The 26922-nt window shown below is 35.5% G+C and carries 27 protein-coding genes; 19 read left to right on the top strand and 8 right to left on the bottom strand.

Features of this window, described 5'->3' with window-relative positions:
- The first annotated feature begins 29 nt into the window (after positions 1–29).
- Positions 30–1094 (top strand): hypothetical protein, encoded by a 1065-nt coding sequence (locus ACSVH5_RS10530; protein WP_438061396.1) that lies wholly within the window; start codon positions 30–32, stop codon positions 1092–1094.
- Entirely contained in the window at positions 1066–2361 is a 1296-nt protein-coding gene (locus tag ACSVH5_RS10525) for an O-antigen ligase family protein (protein WP_438061395.1), read from the top strand. The genes ACSVH5_RS10530 and ACSVH5_RS10525 overlap by 29 nt, the downstream gene beginning before the upstream one ends.
- Here ACSVH5_RS10525 and ACSVH5_RS10520 read toward each other — a convergent pair.
- On the bottom strand, positions 2288–3412 hold the full coding sequence (locus ACSVH5_RS10520; protein ID WP_438061394.1) for a glycosyltransferase: 1125 nt from the start codon (positions 3410–3412) through the stop codon (positions 2288–2290). The two genes, ACSVH5_RS10525 and ACSVH5_RS10520, sit on opposite strands and share 74 nt — an antisense overlap.
- A gap of 291 nt (positions 3413–3703) precedes the next feature.
- On the opposite strand from ACSVH5_RS10520, the gene ACSVH5_RS10515 reads away from it, so the two are divergent.
- From ACSVH5_RS10515 to ACSVH5_RS10505, 3 genes are read left to right on the top strand one after another with little or no spacing between them, the layout of a single operon-like run.
- The gene (locus tag ACSVH5_RS10515; protein ID WP_438061393.1) at positions 3704–4687 is read left to right on the top strand and encodes a UDP-glucuronic acid decarboxylase family protein; all 984 of its coding nucleotides are present in this window, start codon (positions 3704–3706) and stop codon (positions 4685–4687) included.
- Positions 4688–4711: 24 nt separating this feature from the next.
- The gene (locus ACSVH5_RS10510) at positions 4712–6061 is read left to right on the top strand and encodes an exopolysaccharide biosynthesis polyprenyl glycosylphosphotransferase (RefSeq protein ID WP_438061392.1); all 1350 of its coding nucleotides are present in this window, start codon (positions 4712–4714) and stop codon (positions 6059–6061) included.
- A gap of 1 nt (position 6062) precedes the next feature.
- Entirely contained in the window at positions 6063–6839 is a 777-nt protein-coding gene (locus ACSVH5_RS10505) for a glycosyltransferase family 2 protein (RefSeq protein ID WP_438061391.1), read from the top strand.
- Between the two features lie 143 nt (positions 6840–6982).
- Here ACSVH5_RS10505 and ACSVH5_RS10500 read toward each other — a convergent pair whose 3' ends face one another.
- Genes ACSVH5_RS10500 through ACSVH5_RS10490 form a run of 3 tightly spaced genes read right to left on the bottom strand, consistent with a single transcriptional unit; the run spans position 6983 to position 9138 of the window.
- Entirely contained in the window at positions 6983–7510 is a 528-nt protein-coding gene (locus ACSVH5_RS10500; RefSeq protein ID WP_438061390.1) for an ORF6N domain-containing protein, read from the bottom strand.
- 36 nt (positions 7511–7546) lie between these two features.
- Positions 7547–7786, bottom strand: coding sequence for an ORF6N domain-containing protein (locus ACSVH5_RS10495; protein ID WP_438061389.1), 240 nt, complete (start codon positions 7784–7786; stop codon positions 7547–7549).
- Positions 7787–7818: 32 nt separating this feature from the next.
- A complete protein-coding gene (locus ACSVH5_RS10490; RefSeq protein WP_438061388.1) occupies positions 7819–9138 on the bottom strand; it encodes a phenylacetate--CoA ligase family protein in 1320 nt (439 codons plus the stop codon).
- A 153-nt stretch (positions 9139–9291) separates the two neighbouring features.
- Between ACSVH5_RS10490 and purD the strand changes: the two genes are divergently transcribed.
- Positions 9292–10566 (top strand): phosphoribosylamine--glycine ligase, encoded by a 1275-nt coding sequence (gene purD / locus ACSVH5_RS10485; protein ID WP_438061387.1) that lies wholly within the window; start codon positions 9292–9294, stop codon positions 10564–10566.
- Between the two features lie 77 nt (positions 10567–10643).
- Here the strand turns inward: purD and ACSVH5_RS10480 are convergent, their stop codons facing one another.
- Entirely contained in the window at positions 10644–10874 is a 231-nt protein-coding gene (locus ACSVH5_RS10480; RefSeq protein WP_438061386.1) for a DUF6341 family protein, read from the bottom strand.
- A gap of 143 nt (positions 10875–11017) precedes the next feature.
- On the opposite strand from ACSVH5_RS10480, the gene ACSVH5_RS10475 reads away from it, so the two are divergent.
- Positions 11018–11947, top strand: coding sequence for a DUF6427 family protein (locus tag ACSVH5_RS10475; RefSeq protein WP_438061385.1), 930 nt, complete (start codon positions 11018–11020; stop codon positions 11945–11947).
- Here the strand turns inward: ACSVH5_RS10475 and upp are convergent.
- Positions 11942–12595 carry a uracil phosphoribosyltransferase gene (gene upp, locus ACSVH5_RS10470; protein WP_438061384.1) on the bottom strand — a complete coding sequence of 218 codons (654 nt, stop codon included), beginning with the start codon at positions 12593–12595 and terminating at the stop codon, positions 11942–11944. The genes ACSVH5_RS10475 and upp overlap by 6 nt on opposite strands.
- An 89-nt stretch (positions 12596–12684) precedes the next feature.
- On the opposite strand from upp, the gene ACSVH5_RS10465 reads away from it, so the two are divergent.
- Positions 12685–13290, top strand: coding sequence for a DUF4254 domain-containing protein (locus ACSVH5_RS10465; RefSeq protein WP_438061383.1), 606 nt, complete (start codon positions 12685–12687; stop codon positions 13288–13290).
- A 118-nt stretch (positions 13291–13408) separates the two neighbouring features.
- Positions 13409–14404 (top strand): glycosyltransferase family 9 protein, encoded by a 996-nt coding sequence (locus tag ACSVH5_RS10460; protein ID WP_438061407.1) that lies wholly within the window; start codon positions 13409–13411, stop codon positions 14402–14404.
- 114 nt (positions 14405–14518) lie between these two features.
- Here ACSVH5_RS10460 and ACSVH5_RS10455 read toward each other — a convergent pair whose 3' ends face one another.
- Positions 14519–14827 carry a hypothetical protein gene (locus ACSVH5_RS10455; RefSeq protein ID WP_159688993.1) on the bottom strand — a complete coding sequence of 103 codons (309 nt, stop codon included), beginning with the start codon at positions 14825–14827 and terminating at the stop codon, positions 14519–14521.
- A gap of 46 nt (positions 14828–14873) precedes the next feature.
- On the bottom strand, positions 14874–15926 hold the full coding sequence (locus tag ACSVH5_RS10450) for a 2Fe-2S iron-sulfur cluster-binding protein (protein WP_438061382.1): 1053 nt from the start codon (positions 15924–15926) through the stop codon (positions 14874–14876).
- 133 nt (positions 15927–16059) lie between these two features.
- On the opposite strand from ACSVH5_RS10450, the gene ACSVH5_RS10445 reads away from it, so the two are divergent.
- The 10 genes from ACSVH5_RS10445 (at position 16060) to atpG (ending at position 26875) form a co-directional block, all read left to right on the top strand.
- Positions 16060–17520, top strand: coding sequence for a DUF5687 family protein (locus ACSVH5_RS10445; protein ID WP_438061381.1), 1461 nt, complete (start codon positions 16060–16062; stop codon positions 17518–17520).
- Positions 17521–17564: 44 nt separating this feature from the next.
- A complete protein-coding gene (locus ACSVH5_RS10440) occupies positions 17565–18260 on the top strand; it encodes an ABC transporter ATP-binding protein (RefSeq protein ID WP_438061380.1) in 696 nt (231 codons plus the stop codon).
- Between the two features lie 86 nt (positions 18261–18346).
- Positions 18347–20962, top strand: a complete 2616-nt coding sequence (locus tag ACSVH5_RS10435; protein WP_438061379.1) for a tetratricopeptide repeat protein — start codon at positions 18347–18349, stop codon at positions 20960–20962.
- A gap of 60 nt (positions 20963–21022) precedes the next feature.
- A complete protein-coding gene (locus tag ACSVH5_RS10430) occupies positions 21023–21250 on the top strand; it encodes an AtpZ/AtpI family protein (RefSeq protein ID WP_438061378.1) in 228 nt (75 codons plus the stop codon).
- A 513-nt stretch (positions 21251–21763) separates the two neighbouring features.
- Complete coding sequence (atpB, locus tag ACSVH5_RS10425) at positions 21764–22915, top strand: F0F1 ATP synthase subunit A (protein ID WP_438061377.1); 1152 nt, start codon at positions 21764–21766, stop codon at positions 22913–22915.
- Between the two features lie 96 nt (positions 22916–23011).
- Positions 23012–23203, top strand: a complete 192-nt coding sequence (atpE, locus tag ACSVH5_RS10420) for an ATP synthase F0 subunit C (protein WP_077374818.1) — start codon at positions 23012–23014, stop codon at positions 23201–23203.
- Between the two features lie 85 nt (positions 23204–23288).
- Entirely contained in the window at positions 23289–23789 is a 501-nt protein-coding gene (locus ACSVH5_RS10415; protein ID WP_438061376.1) for a F0F1 ATP synthase subunit B, read from the top strand.
- A gap of 2 nt (positions 23790–23791) precedes the next feature.
- A complete protein-coding gene (gene atpH, locus ACSVH5_RS10410) occupies positions 23792–24325 on the top strand; it encodes an ATP synthase F1 subunit delta (RefSeq protein ID WP_438061375.1) in 534 nt (177 codons plus the stop codon).
- A 38-nt stretch (positions 24326–24363) separates the two neighbouring features.
- Complete coding sequence (gene atpA, locus ACSVH5_RS10405) at positions 24364–25941, top strand: F0F1 ATP synthase subunit alpha (RefSeq protein WP_438061374.1); 1578 nt, start codon at positions 24364–24366, stop codon at positions 25939–25941.
- Positions 25942–26014: 73 nt separating this feature from the next.
- Positions 26015–26875: an ATP synthase F1 subunit gamma gene (atpG, locus tag ACSVH5_RS10400; protein WP_438061373.1), complete on the top strand. Its 861-nt coding sequence runs from the start codon at positions 26015–26017 to the stop codon at positions 26873–26875.
- The last annotated feature ends 47 nt before the right edge of the window (positions 26876–26922 follow it).

Below are 26922 nucleotides of genomic sequence, written 5' to 3'. Positions count from 1 at the left end.
TTTGTTACTATATTTTCAATTAGACCTGAATGTCTTTATTCCTAAAAAAAAACACCGCAGCTTTTTTCCTCCTTGTAGGACTCAATCTTCTTGTGGCTTTTGCTGCTAGTTTTGTTTTACCCAAACGGTTTTATTATGATGCAGCTATAATTGCTTATGATAAGGGTAACGAAATAGGCTATTTTGGAAGTTATCCTTTAACGATTTTGTTCTATAAAATAACAGGTTTACGATATTTGCCTTTTGCTGTGATTGCCTTAATTCAGTTTCCTATTCTGATGGGGGTTTTGTATAAAATAGGTGTTCCAAGTACGTTCGAGAAAGTGACTATTAAAAACGTTTTGGTGTATTTGGCTTTTACTATGATAGCTGTTTTTATGTCGATGCCTTCTAAGGAGTTTATTACTTTTTTGTACCTCTCGACAATTGTTTTTTTATTTCAAAAAAAGCTATTTTCTTTTCAGAAAACGCTATTTATAAGCTTGTCTCTTTTTGTGTTTTTTGGAGCGATATATAGACCGTATTTTGTCTTATTGCCCATTGTTGCCATGGGAATGTATTGGGTTACTTGTATCAAAATTTCGAATCGAACTTTTGCAACTTTATTTTACGGAATAGCAATAATTATTTTTTTGTCATTGAGTTATGGCTTTGTACAAGGGCAATTTTTTTCGGAGCAAAGCCGAGAGCTTATTAATAGCGCTCGAATGGGTTCTGTTGATGCGAATTCTAGTATTGTTTCTCCCGTAAAAACAGATACTTGGTATGGAGAAATCATAGGTATTTTGTATGGTTTTTTTACGGTAAATGTTCCGCTTAATGGATTGAAACATATTTTTTCTCCACAGATTGTATTGTTTGTAATTTGGCAATTATTCTTGTTTTACATTTTATTAGTTCGATTGGCTCGTTGTATAAAAGACAAAAAAGAATATGTGTACGAGTTATGGATGCTTCTTTTTGTGTTCTCTTTTTTTATACTGCAAGGTGTTTTCGAACCCGATTTAGGATCGGCGATTCGTCACAAAATGGGTGTTTTCCCCTTAATCTATTATGCTCTTTATTATGACCATTTCCGAAAAACAGTTCAATAAGATTTTTGCTTTTTTTTTGGTAGCTATCGCATGTACCTTGATTTTTAGAAAGCCTTGTACTTGGTTAATTTTTGTTTTTGCAATTTTTAATATTTTCTATTGTAAGAAAATACAATGGTCCAAAAAAGCGTTGGTTTTAGCTGGCATAATTGCGTCTCCTTTTTTGTTAGAATTAGTACTTTTTTGGAACAACGATGATTTGAGGCAAGGGATCAAATCCATTGAAAAGAGCGCGGCATTGGTTTTGTTTCCCTTATTTATTTTGGGGAATTACCAAAGGATTTCTTTTTCGAAATTGTTGGGGTATTATGTAAATAGTACCACCTTACTAATGATTGTTTTTGCATTTCGGTTTGTAGTTGTTTTTCCGGAGTATGTCTCTAAATATTGGCAGGGTGTTCACCTTTGGGAAATGGGTTATGTTTTCGCCAATTCTATCGGGATTCATGCTCCAGCACTCAATATGCACTTGGCTTTTGTGAGTATTGCGGCTTTGTATTTGTTAGTACAAAGTTGGCAAATGAGAAAAGATAAAAGCGTTGTTTTTTTAACCTTTATTGTATTTGCCTGTTCTTTTTTCTTTGTGCTTTTGGTGAATACTCGAATGGCATTATTCAATGTATTGGCAGGATATTTTTTTGTAGTGTTTTCGTTTTTTTTAGCACATTTTAATCTAAAAAAAATGATGTTATATGGTCTATGTATTGGCGGAGTAATAGCGGGAATTTTGATACTTTTTGTTCAAAAAAATCCTTATATGAAAGAAAAATACAGTTCGGTGACGTTTGCTTATATGGACAAGGTGGGAAAGTTAGACGAAATTGATCACCCCGAAATAAAGGTTTTTAATTCTCTCGTAACTAGAGTTTCTATATGGAAATCGGCTTGGGAATTATCGTTGCAACATTTGCCTTTTGGAGTGGGAGCTTCGGATGGAAAACCAGAATTGGTGAAGTATTTTAAACAAACCCATCAACATTTTTTGGCTAAATATGCCTTTCCTACGCACAATCAGTTTCTCGATTTTTTACTCAAATTTGGTGTTGCAGGACCAATAATAGTGTTGCTTTATATTGGCACTATTGGTTATCTAGGAATCGATTTGAAAAACGCATTGATTTTTTCTTTTTTCTTTCTCTTTTTCACTTCGAACTTAACGGATGATTTTTTATTGCGTTTTGATGGAATTACATTCAGCGGCTTTTGGTTTTCTGTTTTTGGGAGTCTTTGGTTGCAGCAAAAAGATACTGCTGGTATAGCTCCGTAAGAGCCGTAAAATTTTTGGTAGTATCAAATAAAAGTTTGCATCTTTCTTCTGCATTTTTACCCAATTGGGTTCTAGTAATGGGGTCTTCTAGGTTTTTGAAGTGGGAGGCTAATTCTGATATTTCTTGAAATAAGAAGCCTGTTTCGTTAGGAATAACGGTATCCTTATTACCATTTATTTTTGTTGCAATTACTGGTTTCATTAAGGCCATAGCCTCTAGAACAGCGATGGGTAGTCCTTCCCAAAGGGAGGTTTGAAGATAAATATCTAAAGCATTTATTTGCTCATACACCTGTTTTTTTTCTAGAAACCAACCGGTAATTTTGATATTTGGAGCCGTAATTTGATTTCGCTCTTCTCCATCGCCAATCCATACAAATTGATACTCTGGAAATTGCAAGGCAATGGCATTGAATAGTTTGGGGTTTCTAGCAGCAGTTATTCTACCGGCTATTCCTATGGTTAATTTAGCATTCGAAACAGGTTGCAGGTGGTTTTGGATGGTAGAAATGTCTATACCATTTCTTATCATTTCGGCTTTTCCTAATTGTTTTGCTAATTCAAACTCAGAGTCACCACAAGCGATGGTAATTCCACCGAAAATTTTTTGGAAGTATTTTTCAATACACCAATACATTTTTTTGGCGTAAGGAGAAATGTCGGTGCGTTGAAAGGCATAGCCGTGTGGCGTATAAAAAACGAGTGGTTTTGGACTCACAAAACAGCAAGCGATTCTTCCTAAAACACCAGCTTTGGAGGAATGCAAATGCACCACATCGGGTTTGATGGCTTGGAGTTCACGGATGAGGGTTTGTATGGCTTTACCGTCCGAAATTGGGTGGATCTCTCTTTTCATCTCCACTTTTTTATTTGGGATGGTAGCGAACAATTGGGCTACTTTTTGAGGATCGATTTCTTTGCGGTTATCGCTATAGAGGATGAAAGTTGGTACTTTATGACGAATAGCTTCTTTTTCGAAATGATGGGTGAGATCTTCAAAATAGGTATAAACGCCACCGCCTAATGCTTCGATAATATGTACAACTTTCAATTTTTTTTCTTTTGCTTACAAAACAAAAATAAAGTTTTCTAAAGAACTTATTCTAGAATAAGCTTATAATTGATTAAAAAATATACCCAAGAAAGCCTATTGTTGTTCCTTAGCCCCGGGAGTAGCGGCATCCTTTGCTTTTTTCTTTTAAAAAGCAAAGATATAGCGGATCACGGGACGATGTAGCCCAAAAAGCCTTTGCTTCCTGCTTCTAATTTAAAAAGAATGAAGGGGGTTGTAAAGGAATTTTCTTTAAATCGATTACATTTGTTGTTGAATAATATGCAAAAAATGAAAAGAATACTTATCACCGGAGCCGCTGGATTTTTGGGATCGCATTTGTGTGATCGTTTTATTAATGATGGATACCACGTAATTGGGATGGACAACTTGATTACGGGAGATTTAAAGAACATCGAGCATTTATTTAAATTAGAACATTTTGAGTTTTACCATCACGATATTACCAAGTTTGTGCATGTTCCCGGAAACTTAGATTATATTTTGCATTTTGCTTCACCAGCAAGTCCTATTGATTATTTAAAAATTCCAATTCAAACCTTAAAAGTTGGGTCATTAGGCACTCATAATTTATTGGGTTTGGCGAGAGTTAAAAAAGCCCGAATTCTTATTGCGTCTACTTCAGAGGTATACGGAGATCCTTTAGTGCATCCGCAAACGGAGGAATATTATGGAAATGTCAATACTATTGGTCCTCGTGGGGTTTATGATGAAGCGAAACGTTTTCAGGAATCGATTACGATGGCGTACCACACTTTTCACGGAGTAGAAACCAGAATTGTTCGTATTTTCAATACTTACGGACCAAGAATGCGTCTCAACGACGGTCGTGTGATTCCAGCGTTTATTGGACAAGCGATTCGTGGAGAGGACTTAACTATTTTTGGCGATGGGATGCAAACGCGTTCTTTTTGTTATGTAGACGACCAAGTAGAAGGCATTTTTAGATTGTTGCATTCAGATTATGTATATCCCGTAAATATTGGAAATCCAGACGAAATCACGATTAAAGATTTTGCCGAGGAAATTATCAAACTAACAGGCACTTCACAAAAAGTGGTGTATCATCCGTTACCTATCAACGATCCTTTACAACGCCAACCCGACATTACTAAGGCCAAAGAGCTTCTGGGTTGGGAGCCTACCATTGACCGTGCCGAAGGAATGAAAATTACTTATGATTATTTCAAATCACTTTCAAAAGAAGAGTTATCTAAGGAAGAACACAAGGATTTTTCGAAATATATTTTTTAATCCCAAAGCTCATTCTCATCATCAGTGAAGACCAAAACCGGTAGATATTCAGGATACATTCGGCCCTTTTCCTATGTTTTGGATAGTGCAATCATTTTAGTAGCCGCTATTTATTGTACCGATTTGCCTTTGTTGTCGTATAATCCTATTGCCTTAATTATGGCTTGGTTCGTTATTGCATCAACTTTAGGATTTTATGAAGTCTATCGCTACACCAAAGTTATTGCTATTTTGAATTGTGCTTTCAAGCAATGGATGCTATTTTCCTTGTTTTCGTTAGCCGTAATCTTTATCAATAACTCAAGCTCGAGTATTCAAAAGACGTTCTTTTTTAGCGCAATTGTTATTGCTGTTATGTTGTTTTTTAAGTTGGCGATTTACTTTTTTCTACAAAAGTTCAGAGTGCTTTTTGGAGGTAATTTTAGAAAAGTGGTTCTTTTGGGTAGCCCAAAAAACATTGCACCTTTACAGCTTTTTTTTACCGAGAACCCAGATTATGGTTATGTTTTAGAGAAAGTATTCGACTTAGAACACCATCGCAAAGATCATATTAAAGAAAGTTGTGAGTATGTTTTAACCCATAAAATAGACGAGATGTACTGTGCGATGGACGATTTGAGTCAGAAACAAATCTCGGACTTGGTGGATTTTGCAGACAATAACTTAAAGACGTTGAAGTTTATTCCTAACCCGCAGCAACTTTTTTCTATCAATTATAAGTTTGAATATTACGATTATATTGCAGTAATTCCCTCAAGAAAAATCATATTAGACGATTCATTACATCAATTTATCAAACGATCGTTTGACATTTTGTTTTCTATTGGAATCATTTTATTTATTCTCTCTTGGCTCACCCCAATTTTGGCGATTATCATCAAACTAGAATCCAAAGGACCTTTGTTTTTTGTACAAAAAAGAAATGGACTGAACTACCACGAATTCAATTGTTACAAATTCCGTTCTATGAATTTGAACCCCGAAGCCCACTTGGAACAAGTTTCTAAAAATGATCCAAGAATTACTCGAGTGGGACGATTTTTGAGAAAAACCAGCATCGATGAGTTGCCGCAATTTATTAATGTTTTTTTGGGTCAAATGTCGGTTGTGGGACCAAGACCACATATGGTGAGTCATACCGAAATGTATGCGCAACGCGTCAATAAGTTTATGGTACGTCATTTTGTAAAACCCGGCATAACTGGATTGGCACAAACCAAAGGCTATCGTGGTGAAGTAGAAAAAGAAGCGGATATTATCAATCGAGTAAAATATGATATTTTCTATATGGAAAATTGGTCGATTTTGTTGGATATAAAAATCATTTTCATAACCATTTTCAACACCATCAAAGGCGAAGATAAAGCGTATTAATATGGAAAAACTAGTTTCTATCATCATTCCAACTTACAATTCAGCCGATTTTATTGCTGATACGCTTGCTTCGGTACAACAACAAACGTATCCGCATTGGGAAGTAATTTTGGTAGACGATGGCTCAACCGACACAACACTTACCATAGTTCAACATATCGCTCAAACCGACCACCGCATTCGGATTTTCAAAAACCCAATCAATTCCGGAACAGGTGTTACGCGCAACAACGCCCTCCATCATTGCCAAGGCAACTACATCGCTTTTTTGGACGCCGATGATGTATGGAAACCCAATAAATTGGAGCGTCAACTTCAATTTATGCAAGAACAACAGCAGCCGTTTACTTTTTCTTTTTACGAATGCATAGACGAAGCAGGAAATCCATTGCACAAAGTAGTCGAAGCTCCAAGGAATCTGTCCTATCGTCAGCTGTTTTTTTGCAACTATGTAGGTAACTTAACTGGCATTTACGACGCAGATTTTTTCGGAAAAATCGCCATTTCTTCCATTCGAAAACGTCAAGATTGGATGCTTTGGCTTACCATTCTAAAGAAATTGAAAAGCGCCAAACCCGTCCCCGAAAGTTTGGCCTATTACCGCATTCGCAACAACTCGCTTTCGGCCTCCAAGGTCGCTTTACTGCAACACAACTTTGCCGTTTATCACCAATTTCATCGGTATAATTTTGTGGTGGCTTTGTTCATTATGCTCGGCTTCTTGTTCACACAATTGGTTGTTAAGCCAAGGTATATTAAGAATTTAGTTATCGTTTAGGAGCAGAAACAAGGGGTTTTATCAGGTAGCATCGTCCCGTGATCCGCTATATCTTTGTTGCCGAACCCCGTCAACAAAGGATGCCGCTCCTCCCGGGGCTAAAAGGAGAGATTTAGCTTATTTGTTAGCAATCAAAGAACAATTTATTTTTTATAACCAATGGTTGTTCTGGGTGACTCGTTTTCTTTTTTCTCGATCAACTCATCCAAATACGAAAAAACCAACTCAATATTTTTGTCGTGATTTTCTAATTTTTTCTGAATCTGGAGGATGTCGATTTTTAATTCTGTGGTGTCCAAAAGCATTTGTCGTACTTTGGTAAAAATGCGCATAATTTGAATATTTACCTGAATGGCTTTGTCGCTTTTTAATACACTCGATAACATCAAAACACCGTGTTCGGTGAAAGCATAAGGTAAATAGCGCAAGCCCATCTTATCTGAATTGGAGGTCGCAAATTGCGACCTCCAATTTTCAAATTCTGATTTAGTAAGCTCAAACATAAAATCTTCTGGAAATCTTGAAATATTACGTTTAACTTGCTCTTTTAATCTTTTAGTCTCAATCCCGTAAAGTATCGCCAAATCTCTATCGAGCATCACTTTTTGGTTTCTAATAAAGTAAATTTTATTAGAAATAAATTCTTCAGAAAGTAGTATTTTGTTTTCCATAAATTATGATTTTGGTTGTTTTAAGGTCACAAATTTTCACCTTAACGGTTTTGAAGTCACAATTTGTGACTTCAAGTTTTGGAATTCAATTTCAGTAAGTTGAAACATAAAATCTTCAGGAAAACGTGACATATTACGTTTAACGGCTTGATTTAATACTTTAGTTTCGATGCCATAAAGTGCAGCCAAATCTCGATCCAGCATTACTTTTTGGTTGCGGATAAAGTATATTTTGTTAGCAATAGTTTCTTCCGAAAGTAGCGAATTGATAGTCATATGTTCTCTTTTGAAAACACTAATATACGATTTTATTTACTTTTTAAAAATGAAGTAAACTGCTTCAATTTCCCACGATGACTTCGTTCGAGTTTTTCTTTTCGAATGAAACTAAATAGCAATCCACTTTCTAAATACAAGGCAATAGCACTTTCAATTTTTTGAATTTGTGCTGCGGTCAATTCGGTTGGGCTTACATATTCAATTTCAAACGTATCGATTTGGGTTTGTTTGATGATAAATTCTTTGATAGTACCGTCGTCCTCAATGATGCTTTTGGTTACGTAATAAAAAGTCAGCCCCGGTGATTTTTTTCCACTAGGTAATTGCGCCACATCATTGGTTCGCCCAATTAGTTGTTTGAGAATAGGTTTTTTTGCAGTGCTTTTTTCATCTAAAATTCCAATGTCACCCAAGTCATAGCGAATAAAAGGATGCGCTCTATTGAATAGAGAAGTAATTACAATTCGTCCAGGAGTACCATTTGGAACTGCTTGATTATTCTCGTCCAAAATTTCTACAAATAAAGTTTCAGCGTTGACTTGCCATTCTCCGTCTTGATTTTCAAAGGCAATCAAATCCAACTCAGAGGCGCCGTATTCATTAACCACCGGAACGCCAAATTGTTTTTCTAAGAGTATCTTGTCTTCTGGGAAAAGCATTTCTGAAGTGACCATACATACCTTCAGCGTAGGACAAATCGTTTTGAGCACTTTGTTTTTTTGCTGCAAAAATTTGGCAAACAAAACAATCGAAGAAGTATAGCCATTGATATAATCAAATTTTTTGGTCTCAAATTCTTTCAAAAATCCTTCTAAAATCCTATCCGACAAATCAAAAATAGGAAAGCGATAGCGATGACTCAAAAAGTCTTTGAGTCGTTCTTTTCTATAGCCCAAAAAATCCATCGGAATGCCGTAAAATCGGGCTTGGTACGAGTGGTTAAAATCGATACCGTACCAACCAAATCGGGCGATATTCGATGCCCAAGTTAGCGCATGGGCGTATTTGTCTTTTGCAAAAACAAAAGGAGTTCCGCTTGAGCCTGAGGTTTTATTGAGATACACATTTTTGGTTGTATAACCTTTCGACAATCTTTCTGCCAATGGTTTTTGAAGATGTTGTTTGTTCAAAACGGGCAAATCGTGCCAGTTTTCAACACTTGTTTTCCCTACTAATGTTTTATAAAAAGCATTATTTTCCAGATGATACGCTACAATTTCGTTCTTTTTTTTGGCTAAAAAGGCCTGGTGTTCGGCATCGGATAATTTAAAAATGGCATCCAATTCCAATTGTGCTTCACGAATCGGAAAACCATTTAGGCGAAGGGTTAAATTAAAAAGACGAAACATTGCATAAAATTTTATCAAAAATAAACTATCTAAGTGGGCATCGGTAGATATACACGAACTTTTTACAATTAAATTATTTTTTACGTTCAAAAGCAATTATTTTTGCACCACTTCTTCAATAGAAGAAAAATCAACACAATAAACCACTACAACATGAATATTTTACTATTAGGGTCGGGCGGAAGAGAACATGCTTTTGCTTGGAAAATGACTCAAAGTCCACTTTGTGATACGCTATTTGTAGCTCCTGGAAATGCAGGAACCGCTACTATAGCAACCAATTTAGATTTTAGCGCTACAGATTTTGAAGCCATCAAAGCCGTGGTGATAAAAGAAAACATTGAGATGGTTGTCGTAGGACCAGAAGACCCATTAGTAAAAGGCGTGTATGATTTCTTTTTGAATGATGCCGATTTAAAACACATCCCTGTTATTGGTCCTTCAAAATTGGGAGCGCAACTTGAAGGAAGCAAGGAATTTGCTAAAGAATTCATGATGAAGCACCAAGTTCCTACTGCGGCTTACGATAGTTTTACAGCCGAAACAGTAGAAAAAGGGTGTGAGTTCTTGGCGACGTTACAACCGCCTTACGTTCTTAAAGCCGATGGATTAGCTGCTGGAAAAGGTGTTTTAATCATTCAGGATTTAGCCGAAGCTCAAGCAGAATTACGCAACATGTTGGTAGGACAAAAATTTGGCGCTGCAAGTTCAAAAGTAGTTATCGAGGAATTTTTGGATGGAATCGAGTTAAGCTGTTTTGTACTAACCGATGGTAAAAGCTACAAAATTTTGCCTACAGCCAAAGATTACAAACGAATTGGCGAAGGCGACACGGGATTGAATACTGGCGGAATGGGAGCGGTTTCTCCTGTGCCTTATGTAGATGCTGTTTTGATGGAAAAAATCGAAACCCGAATTGTACAACCTACTATTGCTGGGTTGCAAAAAGAGGGTATTCCTTATAAAGGTTTCGTGTTTATTGGTTTGATTAACGTGAACAATGAACCGATTGTGATTGAATATAACGTTCGTATGGGTGATCCAGAAACCGAAGTAGTTGTACCTCGATTGAAGTCAGATTTAGTAGAGTTATTTTTGGCAGTAGCCAATGAAAAACTTGCCGATTTTAACTTAGAAGTCGACGAAAGAAGTGCTACTACCGTGATGATAGTTTCAGGAGGCTATCCAGAAGATTTCGAGAAAGGAAAAGTAATTTCAGGATTAGAAAACGTAGAAAATTCTATTGTTTTCCACGCGGGTACCAAATTAGACAACGGAGCTGTTGTTACCAATGGAGGACGCGTACTAGCGATTACTTCTTATGGGACTAGTTTTCAAGAAGCCTTACAGCAATCTTACGACAATGTATCTAAAATTCAATTCGACAAAATGAATTATAGAAAAGATATAGGATTTGACTTAGTGTAAAAGTTTCCATAGAAAAGCCCAGTAGTAAAACAGTAACTACTGGGCTTTTTTTATTTTAGCCATAAAATAGAAATAAACTATTTTAAGAAAGAGTGTGCAGTCGTGTCTTGATTTTCAGTTCCTGCTTCGTCAAAAATTTGTAATTGTTTGATCCAATATACAATGGCAGCAGAACAAATAATCATAAAAATCCAGTTGATGGTATTGGCCCCAAACCAAGAAAATAGTTCAAATTCTCGTAACCAATCTAGTGGTTTGAATAAAATGTCTACAAATAAAAATTGTATCGCTTCAAAAAATGCTTTCATATTTGATTAAAATTAATGGTGTTTGGTTATTTAGTGTGGCGAAAGTGTAAAAGCAATCAAAAAATAAAGAATCTTTAGTCACTTGCGCAATTCCTTTTTAAACAAGTATTATATTTACAGTCACAAAAGTATAAAATATCCTTATGATTACAAGTGTTTTTAAAAAATCTACACCATTAAATTATTCGTTAGTAGTAATATTGATGTTGTTTTTCTTTTTATTGTACCAATTTCAAGATATGATTTGGCTCAAATCGATACTTTTGATTGTGCAAAAGGGATTTGTTTTTTTGCTTTTGGCAGGGTCACTTTTTATTACCAATTTTATTTGTAAAAAAAATGGACTCAGTAAAGACAGTACTTATACGGTGTTTTTTTTCTTTTTGTTCTTACTTTTTTTTCCGTCGTTGTTTGATAATTTAAAGATTGTAGTAGCAAATGTATTCTTGCTTTTGGCCCTACGCAGATTACTTTCTTTGCAATCCTTAAAAGCATCCAAGGAAAAAATATTTGATGCCGCTTTATGGATTTTGGTCGCCTCAATTTTTCAACCTTGGTGTATTTTGTTCATTGCTTTGGTATTTATTTCGGTGCTTTTTCATGTATCTAGCGATTATAGAAATTGGTTTTTACCTTTCATAGCACTATTTGTAGTAGCGATTGGTTTTTTGGTTTATCTAACTATTGAAAACACGACTATTGAGGAATTTTGGCTTGATAAGTTGTATGTAGATCCCGTATTAAATTATTTCACAAACAATTATCAAAATTGGGCCTTCTCCATTTTTATGACAACAGCTCTTTTCTTGTTAATCGTTATGCTGTTGTCTTATGCTAATAAACCTCAATTATTGCATAGTTCCTATAAAAAGGTAATTGGATTTTTTGTAATTGCTATAGTTGTATTTTTTATCTCACCTGATAAAAACAATGATGTATTGCTTTTTGCATTCGCGCCATTGGCTATTATGGGAACCAACGCCTTAGAGGTTTTTCAACAGCAGGTAAAACAAGAATTACTATTAGGTGTTTTGATTGTATGTAGTCTATTTACTTTCTTCTCTCAGTTATAGTTTAGGGCCATAAGCCAAATCCCCGGCATCTCCTAGTCCAGGAACGATATAACTTTTCTCGTTTAGCTTATCGTCGATTGCTCCAATCCAAAGGTGGCAAGTGCTGGGCAAATGTTCTTTTAAGTAAGCGATTCCTTCTGGCGCAGCGATTACTACGGCAATGTGAAGCGCGGCAGGTGTTTTCTTTTCAACCAATTTTTTGTAAACCGCAACAATAGATTGTCCAGTGGCCAGCATTGGGTCAACAAGGAGTACGTTTTTGCCCTCAATATCGGCAACGGCTTGGTATTCGACCAAAATATCAAAGTAATCATCATTATTCGGATGATGACGATAAGCAGAAATGAAACCATTTTCGGCAGCATCAAAGTAGTTCAAAAAACCGAGATGCAAGGTTAATCCAGCTCGAAGTATGGAGCAAATAACCAGAGGGTCTTTGATTTTTGTGGTAGCTTTTGTTCCCAAAGGAGTTGAAATGCTAACGTCTTCATAGGACACGACTTTGCTTAATTCATAGGCCATAATTTCGCCAATACGTTCAATATTTCTGCGAAAACGAAGGCTGTCATTTTGAATGGATACATCGCGGATTTGTGCTAAAAAATGATTTAAAACACTATTGGATTCCGATAAATTATGGATTTGCATGATAAGCGAATTTGAAATGTATTTTTTGTAAAATTTTGAATACTATAAAAGTATAAAAAGTATCTTTGTCTTTTTAAAATTTAAAAGATATGTTTTCAAAATTAGCGTATTCCGTATTCGAGCAAAGCATCAAAGATTATCATCAATTTGATAGCGTTGATCAACCGATAAATAATCCTTACCCAAAAGAAAAATTCGAGCATTTATTATACTTGAAAAATTGGATAGACACTGTACAATGGCATTATGAAGACATCATCCGTGATCCGAATATCGATCCAGTAGCAGCTTTGACATTGAAAAGAAAAATCGATGCATCGAATCAAGAACGTACCGATATGGTAGAATACATCGATAGTTATTTTCTTCAAAAATACAGCGGTGTAGCGGTAAAAGATTCAGCAAAAATCAATTCTGAAAGTCCGGCTTGGGCGTTTGACCGTTTGTCTATTTTGGCTTTGAAAATTTATCATATGAACGAAGAAGCCACTCGTGCTGAAGCTTCTCAAGAACACAGAGACAATTGTCAAACCAAGTTAAATGTACTTTTGGAACAAAGAACTGATTTGTCTACTGCCATCGACGATTTGTTGCAAGACATCGAAAACGGTGACAAGTTCATGAAAGTGTACAAACAAATGAAAATGTACAACGACGATGAATTGAACCCAGTTTTATATCAGAATAAAAAATAAACAGTATATTAATTCTTCATTAAAGGAAATAAGAGCGTTAAGTACCACTTAAAATTCTTATTTCCTTTTTTTTATAAAAGTTACTTCATTGTCTAGTACTATACAACATATCGCGATTATCCGACTTTCGGCTATGGGAGACGTAGCGATGACCGTTCCCGTTATTCGTGCTTTTGCTCAACAGTATCCCAAAGTTAAAATTACGATGGTCTCTCGACCTTTTTTTCAACCTTTTTTTGATGGCATTCCCAACCTTACTTTTTTTGCTTTTGACGAAAAAGTAAATCACAAAGGTTTTTTGGGATTGATTCGACTTTACAAAGAATTGTCTGCACTCCATATTGATGCATTTGTGGATTTACACAATGTACTTCGTTCTCAGATTGTTCGTACCTATTTTAGGTTATCTGCTAAAAAAGTGGTAGCGGTAGACAAAGGTAGAGCTGGAAAAAAAGCCCTGACGCGTCCTGAAAAGAAGGTATTCAAGCCCCTAACGACTATGTTTGAAAGACATTGCCAAGTTTTTGAAAAACTAGGTTTTCCTTTAGATTTATCCAACCCTATCTTTCCTGAAAAAGCAGTTTTGTCCGATGAAATCTTGAAAATCATTGGTAATCCGAATCAAAAATTGATTGGAATAGCTCCTTTTGCACAGTATGAATCGAAAGTGTATCCTTTGGATTTAATGCAGGAAGTCATTGCAAAAGTGGCAGCGAATCCAGAGCAAACTATTTTGCTTTTTGGTGGAGGAAAAAAAGAAGCCGAAATACTGGATTCCATTGCAAAACCCTATAAAAATGTGGTAAACATGGCAGGGAAAATCAAGTTTACACAAGAACTGCAATTGATTAGTAACCTTGATGTAATGTTGTCTATGGATTCTGGCAATGCACATATTGCCGCGATGTTGGGCGTAAAAGTCATTACACTTTGGGGAGCAACCCATCCTTACGCTGGTTTTTCGCCTTTTAATCAACCCATAGAAAATGCCTTGGTGGCGGATAGAAATCTGTTTCCAAAGTTACCTACTTCGGTATATGGCAATAAAAAAGTAGCAGGTTATGAAGAGGCTATGCGAACGATTGTACCAGCAGAGGTTGTGGCTAAACTTTAAATAAATTTCAAAAAATAAAATTCCAAATTCCAACAGTATTTAGTTTGGAATTTGGAATTTTTTTATTGTGATTTGACGACTTTGCAATTTGGAATTTTCAATATTGGGTTTTTATTATAAATAAATCTTCTCGTCTCGACAGCGTTCTAGGATATAGCTTTTCAAATTCGAAATAGTGGCTTGATAATTCGGCGCTTCGTAGCCAAAACGCTCGTGTTCCATTTGTTCTTTTTCGATAGCATTGCAACCTTTGAGCACTTCTTTCAACATATCGAGCATTGCTAATTCTTTGTTCTTGGCTTGTTGAAATTTGAATTCTACAATTTCATCTTGCAAGGCCTCGCAATAGTCCATCAATTCTACCACTTCAGGTTCGTCCAAAAGATAGTCTTTGTTTTTAAAAATTTCACGTATCGATTTCATAAAACGCGGCTAATTTCAATCATTCCCCCTTTGGGGGTTAGGGGGCTTAAACATCATCAAAATCCACACGAAGTGTTGAAGAAGTTGGATAGGCTTGACAACTCAGGATTAAACCTTCTGCGATTTCGTCATCAGAAAGAATAGAGTTTTTCTTCATTTCGGCTGTACCTTCGGTGATGCGACATAAACAGCTGCTGCAAATTCCGCCTTGACAAGAATAAGGAGCATCGATGCCTTGTTTAAGAGTCGCTTCGAGTAGGGTTTGTTTGGCCGACATTTCGAAAGTGGTTTCTTCGTCGTCTACCAATACGGTAATAGTAGTGTGACCATCAACAGATGCAGTAATGGTTTTTTCTTGCGTAGAAGAAGTAAACAATTCAAACTTAATAGCCGATTCTTTTACATTTTTCTCCTTTAAGATGGTAGAAACGGTAGTAATCATTTCTTCGGGACCGCACAAAAAGTACTTGTCGAAATTCAACGCGGCGTGTTTTTGCGTAAGTACGGCATTCACAACCGATTTGTCAATTCGTCCAAAAAAGCCTTCTCCAGCGTGTACTTTGCTGTAAACATAATGTACAAAAAGGCGGCCTACATATTGCAGTTGCAAGTCGTGTAATTCTTGATGAAAGATGGTTTCTTCAGGTGTTTTATTACCATAAACCAAGACAAAAGAACTTTTTGGTTCGCTTTTTAAAACCGATTTTAAGATAGAAATTACAGGAGTAATTCCGCTACCTGCTACAAAAGCGGCGTAGTTTCTTTGTCGCTCTGCATCAGGAGTGAAGGTGAATTTTCCTTCGGGTTGTCCTACTTCGAGTACGTCTCCCGCTTTTAATCGGCTTGTGGCAAATTGAGAAAACAGTCCATTTTTTACGGCTTTTACAGCAATTCGCAATTCCCCACTTTCAGGAGCAGAACAAATAGAATAAGCTCTGCGAATCTCTTGATTGTCTAGGGTTAAACGCAAGTTAAGGTATTGTCCTGCGGTAAAAGTATAATTGGATTTCAATTCTTCTGGGACATTAAAAAGTATGGAAACGGCATCTTTGGTTTCACGTTTTACTTCTTTGATAAGGAGTTTTAAAAAGGAAGGCATAATTTGATTTTTTTACAAAAGTAATAAAACTATTTAGTATGGTGACTAAAGGATTTTTTGATTAAAATTTTTATCTGATCTGTAACGTTTTATATTTTTTGTTTACTTACTCTTCAACTAAACCCAAATGACTATGTTTTTACGTTTTATTTACCTCGAGTGGAAAGCCTTTTTGCGTTCAGCTTCCTTTGGAACGAGCTTGGCGATGAAAATTTTAATGGGCTTTTTGATTGCTTATTTTACCTTGTTGTTTTTAGTACTTGGCATAGGTGGTTTTTATGCTCTAAAGAAAATGCATTTAGATCCATTGGTTACCATCAATAAATTTTTGGTCTACTACTTTCTATTTGATTTGGCCTTCAGATTACTACTTCAAAAAATACCTGTGCTCAACATTCGTCCTTTATTGGTTTTACCGATTAAGAGACCTACGATTGTGCATTTTTCTCTAGGAAAGACAGCCTTATCTTTTTTCAATATTTTGCACGCTTTTCTTTTTATTCCTTTAAGTGTCGTTTTGATTTATGAAGGGTATGATGTGGTATCTGTAGTGTATTGGCATTTGGGTGTTTTTGCCTTGGTGTACATCAATAATTTTTTGAATATCATATTGAGTAATAAAGACCAATTATTTGGAATTTTCCTTGCTATTGTTGCAGTACTTGGTGGATTACAATATTACGGTTATTTTGATGTAACGCTATACAGTGCTCCGTTTTTTGAAGCTTTGTTTCATTTACCAGGAGTGTTTCTTGTTCCACTTGTAATCTTAGGATTGTTGTACTATTACACCTTTGTTTATTTCAAAAACGAATTGTATCTCGATGCTGGTTTGGCTGTAAAAGGTGAAGTCGCCAAGACAGAAGATTTGACTTGGTTGAATCAATTTGGAACTTTGGGTACCTTTTTAAAGAACGATATCAAGTTAATCAAAAGAAACAAACGTTCCAAAACAACGGTTCTAATGAGTGTGCTATTTTTGTTTTATGGATTGATTTTCTTTGGCAATCCAACACAGCCACAAGTGATGTATATTTTCGCTGGGATTTTTGTTTCGGGTGGGTTTTTATTCACATTTGGTCAATTTGTACCGAGTTGGGATAGTTCGTATTACCAATTAATGATGACGCAAAACATTCCGTATCGTGGCTATCTAAATTCCAAATGGTGGTTAATTGTCATAGCAACTTTTGCTTCTACGATTTTGGCTAGTTTCTATCTTTATTTTGGTTGGCAAGTGTATTTGACCATTGTGGCTGGTGCGATTTACAATATTGGAATCAATTCACATCTGGTGCTCTTAGGAGGTGCTTTTACCAAAACGCCAATCGATTTAACACAAAGTCAAGGCGCTTTTGGTGACAAAAAAGCATTCAATGTCAACACGATGTTGCTCTCTATCCCAAAATTAGTTTTGCCTTTGCTTTTGTATGGTTTGGGGAAATATTTTGGCGGACAAGAATTAGGTTTGGGCCTTGTTGCTCTTGCGGGAGTGATTGGTTTTGCCATGAGAAACTGGGTGTTCCTTCAAATTGAAAAAATTTACAAAAGAGAAAAATACAAAACCATTGCGGCTTACAAGCAAAAAAGCTAATTTTTAAGCCTTCTAAACTCTAACCTCTAATTTCTAACTTTCCAATGATACAAGTACAAAACCTTTCAAAATCATACAACGGAACCACCGTTTTAAAAATAGACCAATTAGAAATTCCAAAAGGCGAAAGTTTTGGATTGGTCGGAAACAACGGCGCAGGAAAAACCACTTTTTTCAGTTTGCTATTGGATTTAATTCATCCTACAACAGGAGCCATTACTAACAATGGTGTTCAAGTGAATACCAGCGAAGCTTGGAAACCTTTTACGGGTTCTTTTTTGGACGAAAGCTTTTTGATTGGCTATTTAACACCCGAAGAATACTTTTATTTTATTGGCGATTTACGCGGACAAAACAAAGCTGATGTCGATGCCTTATTGGCAAAACACGAAGAGTTTTTTAATGGCGAAATCCTAAAAAACAAAAAATACCTGAGAGACCTTTCTAAAGGAAACCAAAAGAAAGTTGGGATAATTGCGACGTTAATAGGCAATCCTGAAGTCGTTATTTTGGACGAACCTTTTGCTAACTTAGACCCAACAACCGTAAACCGATTGAAAAAAATCATCAAAGAATTGGCTCAAAACCCTGACGTAACCGTTTTGGTTTCTAGTCACGATTTGTTGCATACGGTAGAAGTTTGTAACCGAATTGTCGCTTTGAACAAAGGAGAAGTAGTCAAAGACATTCAAACATCAACCGAGACTTTGGCCGAGTTGGAAGCGTTTTTTGCGGTTTAAATTCGAATATTTCAAAAAGAAACGTATTTTTACCAGTCATTATACTAAAATGATGTTTTTCAAGTTAAATGATAAAACGTTTCCTATTGAAGACTACCGCTTGTAAGCCTTTTTATATCCTACTTTTTTTCGTTTTCTTGATAGCCTGTTCTACCAAGAAGAACACTTTTTTGGCCAGAAATTCTCATGCTTTGACCACCAAATACAACATACTTTATAATGGGCAATTGGGATTAGAAAAAGGATTAATAGGTTTGAAAACAGACAAAAAGGAAAATTTTTGGGAAGTCCTACCTGTCGAACGTATGCAATTTGTAGAAGGCAAAGAGGTTCTGGATACAGCTAAAAATCCTGATTTTAAATTGGCTGAAACCAAAGCCACCAAAGCCATTCAAAAACACTCTATGAATATTGGCGGACGAGAAGTAAATTATCAAACGGACGAGGCTTACTTGTTGTTAGGGAAATCAAGGTATTATGATCAGCGATTTATTCCTGCTCTAGATGCTTTTAATTACATTCTTTACAAATATCCAGAGAGTGATAAAATTTATGAAGCAAAAGTTTGGCGTGAAAAAACCAATATGCGCTTGGGCAACGATGCTTTAGTGGTAAAAAACATCAGTAAATTACTCAAAGACGAGGAATTCAAAGACCAACCTTTTGCGGATGCCAATGCCCTGCTGGCCGAAGCTTTTTTGAATTTAGAAAAAAAAGATAGTGCCGTAGCTAAACTCAAATTAGCCGTAGATTTTACTAAAAAAAATGAAGAAAAAGCTCGGTATCGTTTTATTTTAGGCCAATTGTATCAAGAATTAGGAAAAAAAGACAGCGCACTTTTTTTCTATGATGCAGTAATAGCAATGAATCGCAGTGCTAAAAGAGAATACATCATTCAATCCTACGCCCGAAAAGCTCAGTTATTTGATTACGAAACCGGAGATGAAAATGCTTTTGTTGCCGTCTACAATGAATTGGTTGAAGATCGTGAAAACCGCCCTTTTTTAGATGTGATTTACCACAACATGGGTTTGTTTTATGACAATTATAAGAAACCCGATTCGGCTACTATTTTCTATAAAGCTTCTTTAGCAGCAAAGCCTAAAGACACTTATTTAACAGCGTCTAATTATAGAAATATTGGAACTATTTATTTTAAGGCGGCCCAATATCCTTTGGCGGCCAAATATTATGATAGTACATTAGTAAAATTGAATCCCAAAACAAGAGAGTTTTATAAAATTCAAAAAAAACGCAAAGATTTAGATGAAGTCATACGATTGGAGAAGACTACGAAAAGAAACGATAGTATTTTAAATGTAGTGGCCTTGTCTCCTTCAGAACGAAATGCCTATTACGAAAAATATATTATTGACATTAAAAAGCAAGATTCTATTAAGCTTGTTAAAGAGGCAATACAAAAGCAAAAATTAGAGAATATTGAACGGAATTTGACGGCTGTTTCCTCCGATCCTGCTGGGATTCCAACCGGCCCTGGATTGCCCAATAAAAATGCATTTTTGCCTCCAAGCGATACACAACCAACAGAAGCTACCAACACTTTTTATTTTTATAACGCAAAAACGGTGGCTTTCGGAAAGTTAGAGTTTAAAAAAATGTTTGGAAATCGTGCACTGGTAGACAATTGGTTGTTTTCCAATGTAAAAAAAGGAGCCAATGAAATTTCTGATGAAGTGGTAATAGAGGAAGAAGTAACCACAGAGAAAACTGTCGAAAATCCAAGATACGCTTTAGCGTTTTATTTAAATCAATTACCTACTCAATCAGTAGAAATTGATAGTATTGCCCATGAACGCAACACAGAGTATTATCAATTAGGCGTCGTTTACAAAGAAAAATTCAAAGAATATGATCTGGCCATTGACAAACTAGAAAAATTACTGACCTATCAGCCTGAACCAAAATTAGTTCCTCCAACACTATATAATTTGTATAAAATGTATGAGGAAACAAATCCAGTAAAGGCAACTGCAATTAAAAATAAAATCAAGGATCAATTCCCCGATTCTAGATATGCAAAAATACTAACAGATCCAAATTTTAATAGCCTTACAGACAAAGATGCCCCTGAGAATGTGTATAAGCAATGTTATGAATGGTTCCAAGAAGAGAAATATTCGATGGTCATTGCCCATTGTACAACGATGATTAATCAGTTGACAGGTGAAGAAATTGTGGCTAAGTTTGAACTCCTTAAAGCCAATGCATTGGCAAAAACAAAAGGTTTGTCCGCCTATAAAGAAGCGATGCAATATGTAGCCGACACTTATCCTAATACAGAAGAAGGTCAGAAAGCAGAAGAAATCCTAACGACTCAAATTCCAACTTTGGAGCGAATGGCATTTAGTAAAGAGGAAAGCAAAAAATGGATGATTGTTTTTGCAATTCCAATCGACGATCATAAAGCTGAAAACACCATTGAAAGACAAGTATTGGATTTTATGAAAAAAGAAAATTTAGCCAAAGTGAAGTATACTTGCGAGAATTATTCCGATAAAGAAAGGCTGATTTGTTTGCATGGTTTTCCATCAGAATTGTATGCCAATGATGTAGCTGCATTATTTAATAAACAAAGATCAATTTCAGAAGTATACAAAGCCATAACGATAAGCGAGGAGAATTACAAAATTGTTCAAATGAGAAAAAACTTAGAGGTCTATGTGACTTCAAAGAATCCCTAAACGAAAGGACCTGAATGTAGGTTACCCTTGAAATAGTTAGGTTAAATACAAAGAAAACCAATGGAACCCAATCCCAATAAACGAAAACCAAATAAATGGTTGGCCTTAATCAATATCCCGATTCAAATGGGGGTCTTAATTTTTTTATTTGCTTACTTAGGCCATTGGTTGGATGAGAATCATCCTAGTCCGAAAGTACATTACGTTAAAATTTTAGTTATTGTTGGTGTTTTTTTGGCCATGTACAATGTGTACCGACAAGTAAATGAAATCAATAAAAATCAATAATGAATCTCTCTTTTTTCAAAAAAAATATTCCTCTTTTGTTGGTCATACTAATTGCGTTTGGAGTACACAAATGGCTGTTTTTTGTATTAAAAATTAATACCCAAAAATTTATTTATTCTTTATCAGAACTTTATGCTTGGTTTACTTTATTTACATTTTTGGTCGTTTGTGTTTTGCTATTGGTTAAAAGGAAAAGTTTTGATAATGTAGGGATGAGTTTTTTGCTGGTAACTAGTGTAAAAATGGTCTTTTGTTACCTCTTGTTGCGTCCTATATTAAAAGTAGCAACGCTTCAAAATTCTGCCGAAAAAATAAACTTTTTTGCACTTTTTATTCTCTTTTTGCTAATTGAGACACTTTTCACTATTCGCTTAGTAAACGAAAAGCAAAAATAGGGGGTTGAAAAAGCCAAATCCGCAAAAAAATTATTTTTTATATTCTTTTGCATATTAATAAAAAATGTACCTTTGCACCAAATTTCAGAAACGTAATAAATTAAGATAATTAACTGTTATGGTGATTTCAAACAAACCACTTCGATTTTTAGTAGCAATTTTAGTAGCCTGCCTTCCTTTATTTAGCACTGCAAACCCTGTGGTTGATAGTACTAAAGTAGAAGTAGTAGCAGAGGGTCATGAAGGAGCTGTAGCGCATGAAGGAGCTCACGCTGAACCAAAAGATGTTAAGACCGAAATCAAAGAATTCATCAATCACCACTTATTAGATTCACATTCTTTTAATTTTAATGCCAATAAAGAAACTGGAGAACACTACGGATTTTCATTGCCAATTATTCTTTGGGATAATGGTTTGCAAGTATTCTCTTCAGCTGCATTTCACCACGGTCCTTTAGCCGATGTTGCAGAGCACAACGGTAACTTCTACAAATTACACCACGAAAAAATTTATAAAACCGATGCTAAAGGTACACTTACTGAAGAGCACGGTCATCCAACAAATGTTCGTCCATTAGATTTATCAATTACTAAAAGTGTAATTGGAATTATGTTTGTTTCTATTTTGATGTTAGTTTTATTCTCAAGCTTAGCCAAATCATATGCTAAAAATGGAGGAATTGCAAAAGGAGCAGGTCGTTTCTTTGAGCCTTTAGTAATCTATGTAAGAGACGAGATTGCTATACCAAACATTGGAGAGAAAGGATACAAAAAATACATGAGTTATTTATTGACGATTTTCTTCTTCATCTTTTTCTTGAACATTTTAGGGTTAACTCCATTTGGATTCAATGTAACAGGTAATATTGCGATTACTTTTTCATTAGCTATCTTAACGTATTTAATCACAACTTTTACTGCTAACAAAAATTATTGGGGACACATTTTCTGGATGCCAGGGGTGCCAACACCAATGAAGTTTATCTTAGCGCCTATTGAATTATTAGGAACAATCATTAAGCCATTTTCATTGATGATACGTTTGTATGCTAACATTTTAGCAGGTCACGTAGTGTTGATGAGTATTATCGGGTTGATGTTTATTTTCAAGAGCTGGATTGGAAGTACTTTGTCATTCGGATTGGCATTTGCACTTTCTATTCTAGAAATATTAGTAGCTTTCCTTCAAGCGTATATCTTCACTATGTTGTCTGCCCTTTATTTTGGAGCGGGTAACGAAGAACACCACCACGAAGAAGCACACCATTAAAAGTTAGAAATTAGAAGTGAGAAGTTAGAAATTTTCTAACCTCAAATTTCTAACCTCTAACCTTAAATTGAATGTTTAATTTTTAATATATATATTATGCAAATTCCAACTATTGTAGGAGCAGGATTAATTGTAATCGGAGCAGGTTTAGGTATTGGTAGAATCGGTGGTTCAGCAATGGACGCTATCGCTCGTCAACCAGAAGCTTCTGGAAAAATCCAAACAGCTATGCTTATTGCAGCTGCACTTATTGAAGGTATTGGTTTCGCTGCTTTATTCGCTGCGTAATTAAAACAAAAAACAATAGTTACAACGGTTGGTTGTGACTATTGTTTTAAAATTAAAACATTAAAATTAAATAATAGAGATAAAAATGGATAAGTTAATAAATGATTTTTCGTTTGGTTTGTTTATTTGGCAAGTAGTAATATTTGTTGGGTTGATCCTTTTGTTGAAAAAATTTGCATGGAAACCAATTCTTGACGCAGTAAACGAAAGAGAAGAAGGAATCAAAAATGCTTTAGAATCTGCAGAAAATGCAAAGAAAGAAATGCAAGATTTGCAAGCAGACAACCAACGTATTTTACAAGAAGCGAGAGTAGAGCGTGACAGCATGCTTAAAGAAGCTCGTGAAATGAAAGAAAAAATCGTTGCTGATGCCAAAAATGAAGCACAAGCTCAAGGCCAAAAAATGATTGAGCAAGCGAAAGCGGCAATCGAAAGTGAAAAAAATGCGGCTATGAATGAGTTGAAATTACAAGTTTCTACTTTGTCATTAAGTATTGCAGAAAAAGTATTAAAAGACGAATTATCTAACAAAGAGGCTCAAACTAAATTAGTTGAGAAAATGTTAGGAGACGTTAAATTGAACTAATCATGGCAGGTACAAGAGCAGCAATTCGATATTCGAAAGCAATTCTAGACATTGCCAATGCAAAGCAAGTTGCTGAAGCAGTGAACAATGATATGAAGTGGATAGGTGATACTATTGCTTCTAATTTAGAATTAAGCACTTTCATTCAAAACCCAACTTTGAAAGTTGAGGTTAAAGAAAAAGCCCTTTTAGAAGTTTTTGCTTCTGCAAATGGTGTAACCAAAGGCTTATTTCATCTATTATTCGAAAACAAAAGATTCGAAATTCTAGAAGGTATTGCTTCAGAATACAACAAATTATTTGATATCATGAATGGTGTTGAAGTGGCACAAGTTACTACAGCAATTCCTATGGATGCTGCTTTAGAAGCTAAAGTGTTGGCTAAAATTGCCACCCTTTCTGATAAAAAAATTCAAATTGAAAATACAATAGACCCTGCTATTATTGGAGGTTTTATTTTAAGAATAGGTGACAAGCAATACAATGCTTCTGTTGCTAACAAATTGCAAGTTTTAAAAAGAGAATTAAGTAACTAGTTTTATCACACATTTAAGTGTCTAAATTATAAAGTAAGATGGCGGAAATCAAACCTGCTGAAATTTCAGCAATATTAAAGAAGCAAGTTGAAAGTTTTGAATCTGGTGCTACACTAGAAGAAGTAGGAACAGTACTTAATGTTGGAGATGGTATTGCTCGTGTTTACGGGCTATCTAATGTTCAATATGGTGAGTTAGTTGAATTTGAAAATGGGTTAGAAGCAATCGTTTTGAACCTAGAAGAAGACAACGTAGGGGTGGTACTTTTAGGACCATCAACTGGAATCAAAGAAGGTTCTACTGCCAAAAGAACACAACGTATTGCTTCTCTTAAAACAGGAGAAGGAATGGTAGGACGTGTAGTAAACACTTTAGGTCAGCCAATTGATGGTAAAGGACCAATCACAGGTGAATTATACGAAATGCCATTAGAAAGAAAAGCTCCTGGAGTTATCTTCCGTCAGCCAGTAACTGAACCATTACAAACAGGTGTAAAAGCAGTTGATGCTATGATTCCTGTAGGACGTGGACAACGTGAGTTGGTTATTGGTGACCGTCAAACTGGTAAATCAACAGTTTGTATCGATACGATCTTAAATCAAAAAGAATTTTACGATGCAGGTCAACCTGTATTTTGTATCTATGTAGCTATTGGTCAAAAAGCTTCTACTGTTGCTGGAATTGCAAAAATGTTAGAAGAAAAAGGAGCAATGGCTTATACAGTAATCGTTGCAGCTAATGCTTCTGATCCAGCTCCAATGCAAGTATATGCTCCTTTCGCAGGTGCTGCAATTGGTGAATACTTTAGAGATTCAGGTCGTCCAGCATTGATCGTTTATGATGACTTATCTAAACAAGCGGTAGCTTACCGTGAGGTGTCTCTTTTGTTAAGAAGACCTCCAGGACGTGAGGCTTACCCTGGTGACGTATTCTACTTACACTCTCGTTTGTTAGAAAGAGCTTGTAAAGTAATTGCTGATGACTCTATCGCTAAAAATATGAATGATTTACCAGATTCATTAAAAGGAATCGTTAAAGGTGGTGGTTCATTAACAGCTTTACCAATTATCGAAACACAAGCTGGTGACGTATCTGCTTATATCCCAACAAACGTAATTTCGATTACAGATGGTCAAATTTTCTTGGATGGAGATTTGTTCAACTCTGGGGTTCGTCCAGCGATTAACGTAGGTATTTCTGTATCTCGTGTGGGTGGTAACGCTCAAATTAAATCAATGAAAAAAGTAGCGGGTACTTTAAAATTAGACCAAGCACAATTCCGTGAATTGGAAGCGTTTGCGAAATTCGGTTCTGATTTGGATGCTGTTACTTTAAACGTAATTGAAAAAGGAAAAAGAAACGTTGAAATCTTGAAACAAGGTTTGAACGACCCTTATACTGTTGAAGACCAAATCGCAATTATTTATGCGGGTTCTAAAAACTTGTTGAGAAATGTTCCTGTTGATAAAGTAAAAGAATTCGAAAAAGATTTCTTAGAATATATGAACAACAAAAACAGAGCAACTTTAGATGCTTTGAAAGCAGGAAAATTGACAGACGAAATTACAGATGTAATCGAAGCTGCAGCAAAAGAAATTTCAGCAAAATATAATTAAAAAGTATTAAGTATTGAGTATCAAGAATTAAGATGTCTTGATACTTGATACTTAAATCTTAATACTCAAAAAAATGGCTAATTTAAAGGAAATCCGTAATAGAATTGTTTCCATTTCATCTACGATGCAAATTACATCGGCGATGAAAATGGTTTCTGCTGCAAAGTTGAAAAAAGCACAAGATGCCATCACTGCGATGCGTCCTTATGCTGAAAAACAAACGGAGTTACTACAAAACCTTTCTGCTACCTTAGACGGTGATGTAGGAGGTGAGTATACTACACAAAGAGAAATCAAAAAAGTGTTATTAGTAGCTATTACTTCTAACCGTGGTTTGTGTGGTGCTTTTAATTCTAACGTAATCAAGGAAGTTAAAGTACGTGCAGACTATTATTCAGGAAAACAAGTGGATATTTTTGCTATTGGTAAAAAAGGAAACGATGTTTTGGGCAAAAGTTTTGCGGTAGTTGGTAACGAAAGTAAAGTTTTTGACGCCTTGAGTTTTGAAAACGTAGCTACAATTGCTGATAATTTAACGCAACAATTTATTGCCGGTAATTATGACAGAATTGAATTGGTATACAACCAATTTAAAAATGCTGCTACTCAAATTGTTCAAACCGAACAGTTTTTGCCTTTAGCACCAATTAAAGCTGATAAGGCGGTTACTCCTGGAGATTACATTTTTGAACCTTCAAAAGAAGAAATCGTGTTGACTTTGATTCCTAAATCATTGAAAACGCAATTATATAAAGGAATTAGAGATTCATTCGCTTCAGAACATGGCGCTCGTATGACTGCTATGCATAAAGCAACAGATAATGCAACGGAATTACGTGACCAATTGAAGTTAACGTACAACAAAGCCCGTCAAGCTGCAATTACTAGTGAAATCTTAGAAATCGTTGGTGGAGCAGAAGCTTTGAATTCTTAATTCGTTCTATACACAAAAACAAAAAGAGCCAACAAACGTTGGCTCTT

This window comes from Flavobacterium sp. RSSA_27 (assembly GCF_051547125.1).
Taxonomy (GTDB): Bacteria; Bacteroidota; Bacteroidia; order Flavobacteriales; family Flavobacteriaceae; genus Flavobacterium.
This window is presented reverse-complemented; position numbering and strand designations above follow the sequence as displayed.

What these genes read in the sequence shown, in the direction of transcription:
- ACSVH5_RS10530 (WP_438061396.1), top strand. Translation starts at nt 30, where the DNA reads ATGTCTTTATTCCTAAAAAAAAACACCGCAGCTTTTTTCCTCCTTGTA.
- ACSVH5_RS10525 (WP_438061395.1), top strand. Translation starts at nt 1,066, where the DNA reads ATGACCATTTCCGAAAAACAGTTCAATAAGATTTTTGCTTTTTTTTTG.
- ACSVH5_RS10515 (WP_438061393.1), top strand. Translation starts at nt 3,704, where the DNA reads ATGAAAAGAATACTTATCACCGGAGCCGCTGGATTTTTGGGATCGCAT.
- ACSVH5_RS10505 (WP_438061391.1), top strand. Translation starts at nt 6,063, where the DNA reads ATGGAAAAACTAGTTTCTATCATCATTCCAACTTACAATTCAGCCGAT.
- ACSVH5_RS10500 (WP_438061390.1), bottom strand. Translation starts at nt 7,510, where the DNA reads ATGGAAAACAAAATACTACTTTCTGAAGAATTTATTTCTAATAAAATT.
- ACSVH5_RS10495 (WP_438061389.1), bottom strand. Translation starts at nt 7,786, where the DNA reads ATGACTATCAATTCGCTACTTTCGGAAGAAACTATTGCTAACAAAATA.
- ACSVH5_RS10490 (WP_438061388.1), bottom strand. Translation starts at nt 9,138, where the DNA reads ATGTTTCGTCTTTTTAATTTAACCCTTCGCCTAAATGGTTTTCCGATT.
- purD (WP_438061387.1), top strand. Translation starts at nt 9,292, where the DNA reads ATGAATATTTTACTATTAGGGTCGGGCGGAAGAGAACATGCTTTTGCT.
- ACSVH5_RS10480 (WP_438061386.1), bottom strand. Translation starts at nt 10,874, where the DNA reads ATGAAAGCATTTTTTGAAGCGATACAATTTTTATTTGTAGACATTTTA.
- ACSVH5_RS10475 (WP_438061385.1), top strand. Translation starts at nt 11,018, where the DNA reads ATGATTACAAGTGTTTTTAAAAAATCTACACCATTAAATTATTCGTTA.
- upp (WP_438061384.1), bottom strand. Translation starts at nt 12,595, where the DNA reads ATGCAAATCCATAATTTATCGGAATCCAATAGTGTTTTAAATCATTTT.
- ACSVH5_RS10465 (WP_438061383.1), top strand. Translation starts at nt 12,685, where the DNA reads ATGTTTTCAAAATTAGCGTATTCCGTATTCGAGCAAAGCATCAAAGAT.
- ACSVH5_RS10455 (WP_159688993.1), bottom strand. Translation starts at nt 14,827, where the DNA reads ATGAAATCGATACGTGAAATTTTTAAAAACAAAGACTATCTTTTGGAC.
- ACSVH5_RS10450 (WP_438061382.1), bottom strand. Translation starts at nt 15,926, where the DNA reads ATGCCTTCCTTTTTAAAACTCCTTATCAAAGAAGTAAAACGTGAAACC.
- ACSVH5_RS10445 (WP_438061381.1), top strand. Translation starts at nt 16,060, where the DNA reads ATGTTTTTACGTTTTATTTACCTCGAGTGGAAAGCCTTTTTGCGTTCA.
- ACSVH5_RS10440 (WP_438061380.1), top strand. Translation starts at nt 17,565, where the DNA reads ATGATACAAGTACAAAACCTTTCAAAATCATACAACGGAACCACCGTT.
- ACSVH5_RS10430 (WP_438061378.1), top strand. Translation starts at nt 21,023, where the DNA reads ATGGAACCCAATCCCAATAAACGAAAACCAAATAAATGGTTGGCCTTA.
- atpB (WP_438061377.1), top strand. Translation starts at nt 21,764, where the DNA reads ATGGTGATTTCAAACAAACCACTTCGATTTTTAGTAGCAATTTTAGTA.
- atpE (WP_077374818.1), top strand. Translation starts at nt 23,012, where the DNA reads ATGCAAATTCCAACTATTGTAGGAGCAGGATTAATTGTAATCGGAGCA.
- ACSVH5_RS10415 (WP_438061376.1), top strand. Translation starts at nt 23,289, where the DNA reads ATGGATAAGTTAATAAATGATTTTTCGTTTGGTTTGTTTATTTGGCAA.
- atpH (WP_438061375.1), top strand. Translation starts at nt 23,792, where the DNA reads ATGGCAGGTACAAGAGCAGCAATTCGATATTCGAAAGCAATTCTAGAC.
- atpA (WP_438061374.1), top strand. Translation starts at nt 24,364, where the DNA reads ATGGCGGAAATCAAACCTGCTGAAATTTCAGCAATATTAAAGAAGCAA.
- atpG (WP_438061373.1), top strand. Translation starts at nt 26,015, where the DNA reads ATGGCTAATTTAAAGGAAATCCGTAATAGAATTGTTTCCATTTCATCT.